Below are 12,706 nucleotides of genomic sequence, written 5' to 3'. Positions count from 1 at the left end.
CGATTACACGCCTGATACGGGGTATGTGGGGAGCGACACGTTCGACTATCAGGTGTGTGACACCGAGGCCGCGTGTGACACGGCGACCGTGACGATCTGGATGCTGTCCTCCGACGCGTTCGTGTCGGACGACTTCTTCGGGGCAGTCGACGCGGTGTGGACTGCGGTCGACCCGGACGCAGATTCGACGCTCGGTCTTTCGCGGGCGGGGAACCAGTACGTGATCGAGGTTCCCGCAGGCGCCCGGCACGATGCATGGATCGACACCGGTAACGGCATCACGTTCAACGCACCGAGACTCATGCAACCTGCCGCCGACACGAACTTCGAGATCATCGTGAAGTTCCAGTCGCAGATGACCGAACCTCAGCAGGTTCAAGGGATCATCGTCCAGCAGGACGCGGACACGTTCCTGCGGTTCGACGTGTGGGCCTACGACAGAGATGCGCTCGCCTTCGCGGCGTTCATCGACAATGGACCCGACAACTATCCGTACAGCAGTGTGGAGCCGCTCGACCACCAGCCGATCTGGCTGCGAGTCGCGCGAACAGGCGACACGTGGACGTACTGGACATCGAACGACGGTGCCAACTGGACGCAGCAACTGACATTCGACCAGTTGATGACGGTGACGCAAGTGGGCGTCTTCGCGGCGAATCCGAGTCCTTCGGATCGTCCAGCGCCCGCAACTCGAGTGATCGTCGACTACTTCTTCAACAGCGCATCGCCGATCACGCCGGAGGACGGCGGTGGGACGATCTTCGACATCTGGTACGGCGACGTCCAGCAATTCGGCAACATCGGTAACGCACAGAAGTGGATCGACCTCCTCGGCAACGTCGACGACCCCGACGGAATCGCGTCGCTGAGCTATACGCTGAACGGTGGCGCGAGCCACAGCCTGTCGATCGGACCGGATACCCGCCGGCTGCTCATGCCGGGAGACTTCAACGTTCAGATATCGACCGCGGATCCAGATCTCGTCGTCGGAGCCAACACCGTGGTCATCACCGCAGTGGACGGTCTGAGCAACCCGACCACCAAGACGGTGACGGTCAACTGGAGCACCGGCAACGTCTGGCCGCTGCCCTACTCGATCGACTGGAGCACCGTCACCGACATCCAGAACGTAGCTCAGGTGGTCGACGGACAGTGGGAGGTCAACAACAATCTGCTGACCGTGGATATCGGGTACGACCGTCTCATCGACATCGGCGATGTCACATGGGATCAGTATGAAGTGCTGGTGCCCATGACGATCCGAGGCCTCGACACGGTCAACGGATATGACTCTCCGAGCTATGGGCCCGCGCTCGGCATCCTGATGGGTTGGGACGGTCATGAGGACTGCACGGTGTTCGACGAGCCGATCTGTGATCCCTCAGCACAACCTGTTTGGGGCTGGTGGCCGTCCGGATCGCTCGGCGAGCTGCGGTGGACGGATACGTTCGAGGGGCTCCGGCTCATCGGGTTCAATCCGGACACCAGTTCCGAGCTGGCCCAGCCGCTCACCATCGGCGCGACCTACTGGTTCAGGATGCGTGTCGAGACGACGCTGGATGGCCCGCTGTACAGTCTGAAGATCTGGGAAGACGGGACCACGGAACCGGCCACTTGGCAGCTCACCGACCAGCAGGGGCAAGCGGGTGATCCGGTCTCCGGTTCGTTCCTTCTGCTCGCGCATCATGTCGATGTCGCGATTGGGAACATCACTGTGACCGCGTTGCCATGATCGGGATCGATCGAAGAGGACCCGCGGTCGTCGAGGGCCGGAGGGAGCCGTGTCACACGGCACGAGAGACATGGCGTGGGTGACATCGGAGAAGTCGTGATCGAGGCGTGTCCCGCGTGTGGCTCGTCCGATCTCGACGTGTTCACAGAGCCGACGAAGCTGCCGACGCAGAGCTGCACATTGTGGCCGGACCGTGAAGCGGCGCTCGAGTGCCCGCGGGGGACGATGTCGCTGGCGCTCTGTGGGACGTGCGGCCTGATCGTGAACGTCGCATTCGATTCGTCGCTGCTCGACTACGACGAGAACTACGAGAACTCCCTGCACTTCTCGTCCCTGTTCCAGAGTTACGCCAAGGAGCTGGCGACGGAACTCATCGAGCGCTACGACCTCCACAACAAGGTCGTACTCGAGATCGGTTGCGGGAAAGGCGACTTCCTCCGCATGATGGTCGAACTCGGAGACAACCGGGGGATCGGCGTGGACCCGAGTTATGAGGAAGACCCCACGAGACCGATCGATGATCGCCTTGCGTTCGTCAAAGGCTATTACCTCGAGGCCGACCTGCACCTGAGTCCTCATCTCGTGATTGCGCGGCAGCTACTCGAGCACGTGGACGACCCCCGGTCGTTCCTCGCTCATATCCGCGAGATTCTCGGTGACAGGAGTGATTCCGTCGTGGTGTTCGAGGTACCGAATGCGCTCGACATGTTGCAGAGCGCCGACGTGTGGGATGTCATCTATGAGCATCCCGTGTACTACACGCCCCAGGCGCTGGAGCGACTCCTCAGGTCGGCCGGTTTCACGGTGCACCACGTCCGCCCGGTCTATGAGAACCTGTACCTGGTCATCGAGGCCGCCCCATCGACTGGAGGTATCGAGAACGAGCCTCGTGTCGGCCACTTGCTCGAGGGCGACGTTCGCCGTTTCGCAACGGCATACGAGGAACGGATCGGTCGCTGGCGCGCGACGCTCCTCGACATCTCGGCGAAGAGCCGCCGGGCCGTCCTGTGGGGGGCGGGTGCGCGAGGGAACTCGTTCCTGAACGCGTTACAGATCCGGGACGAGATCCCCCTTGTCGTCGACATCAACCCACGCAAGTGGGGAAAACACATGGCGGGAACGGGCCAGCCGATTCACTCTCCCGATGTTCTGGTCGAGCAGCCTCCCGACGTGGTCGTGATCGCCAACGAGATCTACAGGGACGAGGTCGCCGCCAGTCTGGAAAAGATGGGGATCAACGCCGAGATCCTCATCGCCTGACTCCTCAGACCGCCACAACCTCTGGAGCGAGCCCGAGCCGGGTGAGGTCCGCGCCGATCTCCTCGAGATAGATGGGGTTCATCACGATCACCAGGTCCGGCGGAGAAGTCGTGAGCGACTCGGGTGCAATGATCTCCTGCCCGGTGCCCGGCATGAACTTGCCTTGCTTGTAGGGGTTGATGTCCACGACGTGGCTCACCATTCGGCCGGCTTTCAACGTGGTGAGGAAACTGACGCCCTTCGAACTGGCTCCCCACACCACCACGCGTCTTCCCGCCGCCTCTGCATCCTCCAAACGTCGTTCCCAACTTCGAATCGCGGCGTAGGCGGCGTCGGAGAACACGCGAACTCGCTTCGCTATCTGATCGAGATCGTCTTCCCCCGGGAAGTGGGCATCCGGTCCGCTGCTCGGAGCCGTCGCCTCGACGAGTAGGTACTGGTCGTCGTATCCGGTCTCCAGGGAGAGCAGATGGAAACCGGATGCACGCAGCAGGCGGCCGAGCGAACCGAGTGTGAAGTAGGAGCAGTGCTCGTAGTAGATGTCCCAGAACGCACCTTCCATCAGAATTCGCATCGTGTCGGGCACCTCGATGAAGACCACCGATCCGGCGCGGTGCTCGGCAGATTGCCTGATCAGATGCACGAAGTTGCCTACCGCCTGGATGTGCTCGAGGGTGTGGACGCAGGTGATGAGATCGCCCGTGAGTTGGGTGGTGCGCTCAGAAAAGAACTCGTTGAGGACCCTCACGTCGGCGGTGGTCTCCAGCCGTCCCTCGGTGAATGCAGGATCGATGCCCAGGCCCCGGTTGTCACCCAGTTCGCAGACCATCTTCAGGAAGTCACCCTTGCCGCATCCGATTTCGAAGACCTCCTTGTGGCGTATGCCGTAGGAGTCGATCAACCGGTTCGCCAATCTGGTCGCGAATCGGGAGAACGTCGCGGAGAACGCCTGGCTCTCTTCGTAGGGCTGGGTGTAGTCGATCAGATCCGGGTTGAACAGCTCATTCTGGATGAAGCCGCAGGCGGGGCAGAAGGCGAGTCGAAGGTCCCCGACAGGCCAGGCCTCGGCTTCCTGTCTGCTCGGCAGCAGCACACAGGAGCTCGTCGGGATCGATCGGGATTCGAAGAACGGAACGAGTCCCGTTGCTCCACAGCTCCAGCACGCCGAGGCGTGAGGTTCAGTCACGCTCGCCTGCGTTCAGTACGACCTTGTAGCCGTGGAAAGCCTCCGCGAAACCACTCGAGGACTTGCACTCGACGCCCCGGATCGTCATCAGGGAGCGGAGTGTCTCCTCGTTGAACCAGTACTTGGCATGCTGGGAGGGGAACGCCTCCATCAGATGCGCGACCTTGCGATCAGCCTGTTCCCGGGCGACCGGCAGGTACACGTTCGGCGATCCGAGATCGCCGTCGTACTTTGGGATCTCATATTCGAGGATGAAGTGGTCACGAAACGTCTGCCAGGTCAGCTCGGCCACCAGCCGGTGATCCTGGTGGGCGTCCCTGCGCCAGTGTGTGAGGATGAGATCCGGCTCGACGGCCCGGGCCAGATCCCGGAAGCGTTCCTTGAGTTCGCCGAACGTCTCGGGAAAGAAACCGTCACGGAAGTCATGTGTATCGAATCCGGCGAGTCGGTCTCCGGCGAACAGGTCGGCGCCGTGTCGAGCCTCTGTCGCCCGCTCGCCGTGCGTGCTGAACACGACCCACCGCACCGAGGCGCCGGGCAGCGCGTCGAGCAGGCGAAGAAGGGTGGCTCCACATCCGATCTCGATGTCGTCGCTGTGTGCGCCCAGACACAGGATGACCGGAGTCGCACTGTCGAGCGAGAGTGTCTGCATCGCAGTCCTTTTCCTCCGTCAGGTCCCGTTGGCGCCGTTCCACACCTGCCAGGGGGCGTGTCCGTTCCGGTACAGATCATCGAGTAGCTGCTTGTCCTTGAACGTGTCCATCGGCGCCCAGAAGCCGGTGTGTCGATGAGCGGTGAGCTGGTGATCTTTGATGAGTCGTGCGAACGGTTCGACGGCCAGCTCCTCGCCCTTGTGCACATAGTCGAAGATCGCGTTCTTGAAGATGAAATACCCGCCGTTGATCCACGTGTCGGTTGCGGCGATCGGCATGCTGTCACGTACCCACCCGTTCTCGTCGATCTGTACCGCGTGGTAGCTGCCGGGTGGGCGGATGGCGACGAAGCTCGCAACAACGTCGCGACGCTTGAACTCGTCGATGTAGCTGGGAAGGTGCAGGTCCGTGACTCCATCGGCGTAGTTGGCCATGAACACGTCCTCACCTTCGAGGTGCCGGCGGACCCTGCGCAGGCGTTCTCCGATGCTCGAAGCAGCGCCCGTATCGACGAACGTGATCGTCCAGTCGGCGATGTCGCTGTTTGCCAGCTCGATTCGCTTGCCGCCGTCGGAAAGGACGAAGTCATTCGAGACCGCTTCTTCATAGTGGAGGAAGAAGTCCTTGATGGCGTCGGCCCGATAGCCCAACGCCAGAATGAAGTCCCGGTGCCCGAAGTGGGCGTAGTACTTCATCACGTGCCACAGAATCGGTCGGTAGCCGACGGGGACCATCGGCTTGGGAATCGTCTCCGAGTAGTCGCGAAGGCGAGTTCCTTGTCCGCCGCAAAACAGTACGACTTTCATGGGGTTCCTCCGTGTCCCGCCGTCACACGTTGCATCTTCATAGTGTCTGCACCCGGGGGATGGGTACAACCAGTTTCGCACCCCAGTCCGCCGTGTAGGCGAGTTGTTTGGCGATTTCGTCTTTCAGATTCCACGGCAGGATGAGGATGTAGTCCGGTTTCGTTTCCTCGATCTTGTCGGGAGGGTAGATCGGGATGTGTGTTCCCGGGAGGTACATCCCGTGCTTGTGGGGGTTTCGGTCGACCGTGTAGTCGAGGAAGTCCGTTCGGATGCCGCAGTAGTTCAACAGCGTGTTCCCCTTGCCGGGGGCGCCGTACCCGACCACCGACTCTCCCGCTCTTCGCCGTTCGATGAGGAATTCGAGGAGGTCTCGCTTGGTCGCCTCCACCTGTTCACGGAAGAGGCGGTAGGCATCCAGGCCGCTCAATCCCGCGGCATCCTCTCGTTTGCGAAGGGTGACGACGTTGGGAGTGACCGGCTTGGAGAGATCGTCGGCATGTCTGCCGTAGATCCGCAGGGATCCGCCGTGTGTGGGCAACTCCTCGACGTCGAAGAGCGTCAGTCCGTGAGCGGCGAAGATCCGCTCGGCGGTCGAGAGCGAGAAGTAGGAGAAGTGTTCGTGATAAATTGTGTCGAACTGATTCTCACTCATGAGACGGAGCAGGTGAGGGAACTCGATGGTGACGACCCCGCCGGGGGCCAGGAGGGTCTTGATGCCATCCACGAATGAATTGAGGTCCGGGACTTGGGCGAGCACGTTGTTGCCGATAATCAAGTCGGCGGTTCTGCCTTCTGCGACCAGACGCTGAGCCAACTCCGCACCAAAGAACTCGATCAACGTATCGACGCCACGTTCCTCCGCTGCTTTCACGACGTTGGCGGCAGGTTCGATCCCGAGGGTGGGAATGCCCTTCTGGACGAAATACTGGAGCAGGTACCCGTCGTTGCTCGCCAATTCGACGACGCTCGACGTGTGATCCAGGGCTAGCCGATCGGTGATCATGTCGACGTATGCCTTTGCATGGGCGAGCCAGCTGTCCGAGTAGGCCGAGAAGTAGGCGTACTCGGTGAAGATATCCTCCGGGGGAACGTACTCCTCGAGTTGCACCAGGAAGCATTGATCGCAGACGTACACGTGAAGCGGGTAGAACGCCTCCATCTGGTTGAGCTGGTCCTCACTGAGGAAGCTTTCACAGAAAGGCGACATGCCCAGATCGACGAACGTGAAAGTGAGAGGCGCGTTGCAGAAGCGGCAGAGAGGTGTGGACGTGGTGAGCTCACCCATGTCGGTCTCCAACCGGTGTGGCATCTTTGGTGGATCGCCACCGTAGGGAGGGGGTGAGGCGTCCGTCGGCGAGGAGCCGGCGGAGGTGGCGGATCCGAAGGTATCGGCTCTCGAACTCGTCGAGAGTGAGTCCGTACCTCTGATACGCCTCGTGGAGTTCTTCGATGCCCTGGAGGACCGTCCACTGCGGTCGTGCATCGGGTAGAGCGCCGGCGATCTTGGAGAAATCGACCCGGTAGCTGCGGGTGTCGGGCTCGCCACCGGGTGCGTACACCACGCGGCTGTTCGGAACGACCTGCGCCACGAGGTCGGCGACCGCTGAGATCTGGTAGTTCTCGTCGGTCCTACCCACGTTGAAAGCCTGGTTGTGGATCACTTCTCTCGGAGCCTTGGCAACGGCAAGGAACGCTCTGGCGATGTCCTCGACATGTACCAGGGGCCTCCACGGGGTCCCATCGCTCTTGATGAGCACCTCGCCCGTCGTGAAGGCATAGGCAACGAGGTTGTTGACCACGATGTCGCCTCGCAACTGCGGTGACCAGCCGTAGGCAGTGGTGTTGCGAAGGTAGGTGGGACTGAAGTCGTCGTCGGCCAGAGCTGCAACCTCCTGCTCCACCTTGATCTTGGACACTCCATACGGCGTGACGGGCCCGAACGCCGCGGTCTCATCCACCAGTTCGTCGGTGTTGGGAGCCCCATAGAGGGAACAGGAGGAGGAGAAGATGAAGCGGGCAACGCCGGCGGTCTTCGCCGCCTCGGCGAGTCGTACCGAGGCGTGAAGGTTGATGTCGAACGTGTACTGCGGGTTGAGATCACCCAACGGGTCGTTCGAGAGGGCTGCCAGATGCATCACGGCGTCGAAGCCTTCGAGGTCCTGAGCCGTCACATCCCGCAGGTCCATGCGCAGCGCCGGCGGGTCTGCCGGTGCCGGCCCGTGGTGGCAGTCCGAGAACCAGTAGGTGTCCAGCCCAACGACTTCATGACCGGCGGCCTGGAGAAGCTGCACGAGCACTGCACCGATGTAGCCGTTGTGTCCGGTGACGAGAATCTTCATGGACGTCCTCGACTCATCGACCCGTTCCCTGTGATTCCCTGGTTCATCAAGCCTCCTCCATCCGGCTGACGGGCGGCCACCCGGAGTGGTTGGTCACACTAGACGATGGACGACTTCACCAGGTGCTTCGTCGTCCCGTTCTCACTCATCAATCGGCGACGCATGCCCGGGTCTTGAGAAGCGTTCTGAACTGCCCTTCTAGTACGCACCCCTCGCGGAGATGACTGCGGGCAACGTCTTCAACAGGATGAGGAAGTCGAGGCTTGGTTTCCATGTCCGAATGTACTCCACATCCATTTCGACCCAGGTCTCGAAGTCGAGGTCGGAGCGGCCGCTCACCTGCCATATGCACGTGATGCCCGGCTTCGTCAGCAGACGCTGCCGTTGCCACTCGTCGTACGTGAGCACTTCGGCCGGGATCGGTGGACGCGGTCCGACGAGGCTCATGTCGCCGGTGAGCACGTGGAACAGCTGAGGCAACTCGTCGATGCTGTACTTGCGCATGAATCGACCGAAGGGCGTGATCCGGGGATCCTCCCGCATCTTGAACACCGGTCCATCCACTTCATTGAGGTGTCTGAGATCGTCGAGTTCTGTGTGAGCTCCGTCTCGCATGGATCGGAACTTCGCAAATCGAAAGGTCCTACCGTCTTTTCCGACGCGGTCCTGGATGTAGAGCAGCGGTCCGGTTGAGGTCAACTTCACCGCGATGGCTGCTGCCACCAGGATCGGGGAAAGGGCGATGAGGAAAAAGATCGAGGTGACGATGTCCACGGCGCGCTTCACCGCGAGTTGCCAGGCGGGTGCAGCGAGGATGCCTTCGTCGCCTCTGAGAAACACACGGTTGTCTCTGGCGATCTCAATGACGACATCTTCACCTCTGAGGCCGAGGGCGGTTCTTTCCCTAAGGTCGATTACTACGCCATCAGACCCGTGTGTCGCTTCGCGAGCTAGGCGTTCCCCGGTTCGAGGATGGACGGAATAGTCGCGACGTTCAGTAAACGTCTGCTGTCGAGCTTGATCAACCATGTGCCCATTCGGCCCCGGCAGGGCCGCCTCCCTTTTGTCCTTGTTGCTGCCCGGTGATCCCGGGCAGTCTCATGCGCCTACGTATGAAGTCCTAGCCCCATTTGCCACGCTTGGTGGTCGTTGACCACACACTAAGCGACCTTGGCAAGGGCGGCAATGAGTCTTCCAGCCCATTTTTCCGGGTGCGCGAGGACTAGTGCGTTTGGTTCGAGACGTAGCTAGACCGGCTGCAGGAATCCCACGCGAAGTGGTCGCCGGCACTTTCCTATCCGCTCTCGAGACACTTGAGGGGAACTATCCGGGCGAAGCGTCACGAGAACGACAGGGCCGATGCGACGATGCGGTTCACGTTGGGGAGGACGGCGTCTTGGAGGTGGCGGACGTAGGGGATCTGGGTCGTTGTCGCCATTCTTCGGAACGAGGCATCGACTCCTGACTCGGCCACTACCGCTGCGATCTCTCCGGACAGCCCGAAGGTCTCGTAGTCCTCGTCGACGACGAGCACCTTGCCGGTGGCGGTTGCGGTCGTGGTGATGAGATCTCGATCCAGCGGAGCGACGGTGCGCAGATCCACAACCGTCGTCTCGATCCCTTCCTCCGCGAGGACGCCCGCGGCCTCCAGCGACCGGTGTACGCCGATGGCGAGACTGAAGATCGTCAGGTCGTTGCCGCCTCGCACGACCTTGCCGGAACCGATGGGAACGGGTTCCGGTCTTCTCCGTACTTCGCCCTCTGCACCTTCGGAGGGAACATCCAGCACGATGTTCGTTCGACGGTCCCCGGCGAGTGACGCTCGCATGAGGTCCGACAGCAGTTTGTGTTCCAGGAATACGACGGGATCGTCCGACCGGATCGCCGACAGCATCAAGCCGGCCGCGTCGGCCGGGTTCGACGGCACCACGACCTGGAGACCGGGAATGCCGGCGAGCAATCCCCAGAGTGACTGCTCGTGCTGTCCCGCATCCCCGTAACCGCCCCCGCATACAGCCCGAACGACGAGCGGGATCGGCCAGCGGCCGCCCGAGAGGGCGGGAATCATGACCGCCTCGTTCAAGAGAGCGCTGAGCGCCAGGGCGTCGCCGTCGGTGAGGTGATCTACAACACCGGCGACGATGCCCTCCTCGCCGATGCCGAGGTGGAGTTCTCCCGAGATCAGGCCTTGTGCCCAAAGGTCGCCGAGCGCGAGCTCGAAGGCACGCATGCAGGCCATCTGTCCACAGAGCCTCTCGAGGGTGTCAGGCCGAGTGCGTTTCACCTGTTGCTGAGCCTACGCGATGCGGGCGGGTGCCTCCACCCGTTCTCGTGACGCTGCACGGGAACTATCCGGGTGAGGCGTCACGAGAACGCGAGGGTGCGGGCGGTGGGACTCGAACCCACATCGGGCTTGCGCCCACCAGATCCTAAGTCTGGCGCCTATGCCAATTCGGCTACACCCGCGCGCCCCCATTCTGCCAGGCGGCGCCGGCATCTCGGCCCGACACCCGCCAACCCCGCCGTGTAATCTTCCCGTGTGTTCGCTCGACTATCCAGTTTCCGCAGCTCTTGCGGATGATCAAGGGCAAGGAGTTCGCCGGCACGGTCTCTGTCATCACCGGTGCGTCGATGGGGATCGGGCGGGCCACGGGGCGACAGGTCGTTTCTCGGGGCGGCAGCGTTGTCCTCATCGCCCGCGGCCGCCAGGCGCTCGCGGATGCGGCGGCGGAACTCACTCAACTCACAACGAGCGATGACCAGTTCGTCGAGACGATCGGCGCCGATACCACCGACGATCGTCAGGTGGCGGCCGCGCTCGGCGGCTTGATCGAACGCAGAGGAGTTCCTGATCACCTCATCAACTGTGTCGGCGGCGCCCGTCCAGGGTATGTGCATGACCTGACTCTCGACGATTTCCGGAACCAGCTGGAACTGAACTACATGGGACAGCTCCTCCCGACGCTCGTGCTCATTCCTCATTTCGTCGAGGCTCGCAGAGGTCACGTGTCGTTCGTCTCGTCGATGATGGGGTATTTCGGCATGATCGGCTATAGCGCCTACGCGCCCTCGAAGTTCGCCGTCGTTGGTCTCGCCGAGTCGTTGCGGCACGAACTCAAGCCGTACGGAATCGGGTTCTCCATCCTGTTTCCGCCCGACACCGATACCCCCGGCCTGGCGAACGAGAACAAAACGAAGCCTGCGGAGACGGCGATCATGTCGGAGGCAGCCGGGCTCCTGTCTCCCGACACGGTTGCCCGTACGTTCGTCGATGGGATCCTCGCGGGACGGTTCAGCATCCATCCCAAGGGATCTGGCTGGATCTGGCGAGCGAACCGGTTCGCTCCCGGTCTGGTGCGGATGATCATGGATCGTGATCTGAAGAAGGCAATGAGAAAGGCCGAACAACGATGACCGACCATCCCGATGCGCTGACCTTACGCGCCGACGTGTTCGAGAAGGCCCTGACGTATGACCGTGCCAGGCAGGCTCGGGAGGCAGGGTTCTACCCCTACTTCCTTCCGCTCCAGAGCAACGAGGGACCCGAGGCGATCTACCAGGGGCGGCGCATCCTGATGTTCGGTTCGAACAACTACCTCGGTCTGACGACCCATCCGAAGGTGCGCGAGGCGGCCATGAATGCCATCGCAGAGTTGGGCACGAGTTGCACCGGCTCACGATTCCTCAATGGGACGCTTGAGATGCACCTCGAGCTGGAACGGCAACTTGCCGAGTTCGTCGGCAAGGAAGCAGCCCTCGTGTTCTCCACGGGTATGCAGACCAACCTGGGCACGATCTCCGCGCTGATCGGTCGAAGCGACACCGTGTTCCTCGACAAAGATGACCACGCGAGCATCGTCGACGCGGCTCGGCTCGGCTGGGGGAGGATCAAGCGTTTCCGTCACAACAATCTCGGTGATCTCGAACGCCAATTCCTGTCCACTCCCGACGACCGGGGCCGTCTCGTCGTCGTCGATGGGCTCTACAGCATGGAGGGGGACCTCGTTCCACTCCCAGAGATGCTCGAGCTGAGCCACCGGTACGGTGCACGAGTGATGGTCGACGACGCCCACGGCATGGGAGTGATGGGGGGAGGGCGAGGCACTGCAGCACACTTCGGTGTCGTGGATGAGACCGATCTGATCATGTCCACCTTCTCCAAGTCGTTTGCGTCGCTAGGCGGATTCATCGCCGGTGACACACAGGTGGTGGATTTCATCCAGCATCACGCCCGTGCGCTGATTTTTTCGGCATCGATCCCTCCGTCCAACGCCGCTGCCGCGCTGGCCGCGTTGGAGATCATGCGGTCCGAACCGGAACGCGTCGAGCGATTGCAGCGCAACGGCGAGCGATGGCGGAGCGGGCTCCAGCATCTCGGCTTCGATACCGGCAACTCCGTTTCTCCGATCGTTCCGGTCATCGTCGGCGACGATATGGTCACCTTCGGCATGTGGCGCATGCTGCTCGACGAGGGCGTCTACACGAATCCCGTGGTGTCCCCTGCGACGCCGAATGGGCGACAGTTGCTGCGCACGAGCTGCATGGCAACGCACACGAACGATCACATCGACAAGGCCTTGGAGGCATTCGAGAAGATCGGGAGGCTGGCGAACCTCATCTAGTGCCTCGACCGGCGACCTTTGCGGCGTTCTGCCGGCCAGGAACCCCGCTCGCTGCGTTCTCCGCCTCGACGCACCTGCAGGTGCGCCTTCGTTGTGCGGCCTTGCGAC

At 61.9% G+C, this 12,706-nt stretch carries 11 protein-coding genes and 1 tRNA gene; 4 read left to right on the top strand and 8 right to left on the bottom strand.

The window, feature by feature from the left end; all coding sequences use genetic code 11:
- Together GWP04_10550 and GWP04_10545 are read left to right on the top strand one after the other, a co-directional pair.
- On the top strand, positions 1 to 1,732 hold a 1,732-nt coding region (locus GWP04_10550), incomplete at its 5' end, for a DUF1349 domain-containing protein (GenBank protein ID NIA25990.1).
- Positions 1,733 to 1,807: 75 nt separating this feature from the next.
- Positions 1,808 to 2,992 (top strand): methyltransferase domain-containing protein, encoded by a 1,185-nt coding sequence (locus GWP04_10545; GenBank protein NIA25989.1) that lies wholly within the window; start codon positions 1,808 to 1,810, stop codon positions 2,990 to 2,992.
- Positions 2,993 to 2,996: 4 nt separating this feature from the next.
- On the opposite strand, the gene GWP04_10540 is transcribed toward GWP04_10545, so the two are convergent.
- The 8 genes from GWP04_10540 to GWP04_10505 all read right to left on the bottom strand — a co-directional run bounded on the left by GWP04_10540 (position 2,997) and on the right by GWP04_10505 (position 10,442).
- Positions 2,997 to 4,178: a methyltransferase domain-containing protein gene (locus GWP04_10540; protein NIA25988.1), complete on the bottom strand. Its 1,182-nt coding sequence runs from the start codon at positions 4,176 to 4,178 to the stop codon at positions 2,997 to 2,999.
- On the bottom strand, positions 4,171 to 4,830 hold the full coding sequence (locus GWP04_10535) for a PIG-L family deacetylase (protein ID NIA25987.1): 660 nt from the start codon (positions 4,828 to 4,830) through the stop codon (positions 4,171 to 4,173). The genes GWP04_10540 and GWP04_10535 overlap by 8 nt, the downstream gene beginning before the upstream one ends.
- Before the next feature lie 18 nt (positions 4,831 to 4,848).
- Positions 4,849 to 5,637 carry a glucose-1-phosphate cytidylyltransferase gene (locus GWP04_10530; GenBank protein ID NIA25986.1) on the bottom strand — a complete coding sequence of 263 codons (789 nt, stop codon included), beginning with the start codon at positions 5,635 to 5,637 and terminating at the stop codon, positions 4,849 to 4,851.
- 37 nt (positions 5,638 to 5,674) lie between these two features.
- Positions 5,675 to 6,922 (bottom strand): methyltransferase domain-containing protein, encoded by a 1,248-nt coding sequence (locus GWP04_10525; protein NIA25985.1) that lies wholly within the window; start codon positions 6,920 to 6,922, stop codon positions 5,675 to 5,677.
- Positions 6,915 to 7,976 carry an NAD-dependent epimerase/dehydratase family protein gene (locus tag GWP04_10520; protein ID NIA25984.1) on the bottom strand — a complete coding sequence of 354 codons (1,062 nt, stop codon included), beginning with the start codon at positions 7,974 to 7,976 and terminating at the stop codon, positions 6,915 to 6,917. The genes GWP04_10525 and GWP04_10520 overlap by 8 nt, the downstream gene beginning before the upstream one ends.
- Before the next feature lie 198 nt (positions 7,977 to 8,174).
- Positions 8,175 to 9,005: a hypothetical protein gene (locus GWP04_10515; GenBank protein NIA25983.1), complete on the bottom strand. Its 831-nt coding sequence runs from the start codon at positions 9,003 to 9,005 to the stop codon at positions 8,175 to 8,177.
- Positions 9,006 to 9,315: 310 nt separating this feature from the next.
- A complete protein-coding gene (locus tag GWP04_10510) occupies positions 9,316 to 10,260 on the bottom strand; it encodes a pyruvate dehydrogenase (GenBank protein ID NIA25982.1) in 945 nt (314 codons plus the stop codon).
- 97 nt (positions 10,261 to 10,357) lie between these two features.
- Positions 10,358 to 10,442 (bottom strand) — tRNA-Leu (locus GWP04_10505).
- A 111-nt stretch (positions 10,443 to 10,553) separates the two neighbouring features.
- Here GWP04_10505 and GWP04_10500 point away from each other — a divergent pair.
- Together GWP04_10500 and GWP04_10495 are read left to right on the top strand one after the other, a co-directional pair.
- Positions 10,554 to 11,390 carry an SDR family NAD(P)-dependent oxidoreductase gene (locus GWP04_10500; GenBank protein ID NIA25981.1) on the top strand — a complete coding sequence of 279 codons (837 nt, stop codon included), beginning with the start codon at positions 10,554 to 10,556 and terminating at the stop codon, positions 11,388 to 11,390.
- Complete coding sequence (locus GWP04_10495) at positions 11,387 to 12,598, top strand: aminotransferase class I/II-fold pyridoxal phosphate-dependent enzyme (GenBank protein ID NIA25980.1); 1,212 nt, start codon at positions 11,387 to 11,389, stop codon at positions 12,596 to 12,598. The genes GWP04_10500 and GWP04_10495 overlap by 4 nt, the downstream gene beginning before the upstream one ends.
- Positions 12,599 to 12,706: the final 108 nt, after the last annotated feature.

Source organism: Gammaproteobacteria bacterium (assembly GCA_011682695.1).
Lineage (GTDB): Bacteria > Actinomycetota > Acidimicrobiia > Spongiisociales > UBA4744 > BMS3Bbin01.
This window is presented reverse-complemented; position numbering and strand designations above follow the sequence as displayed.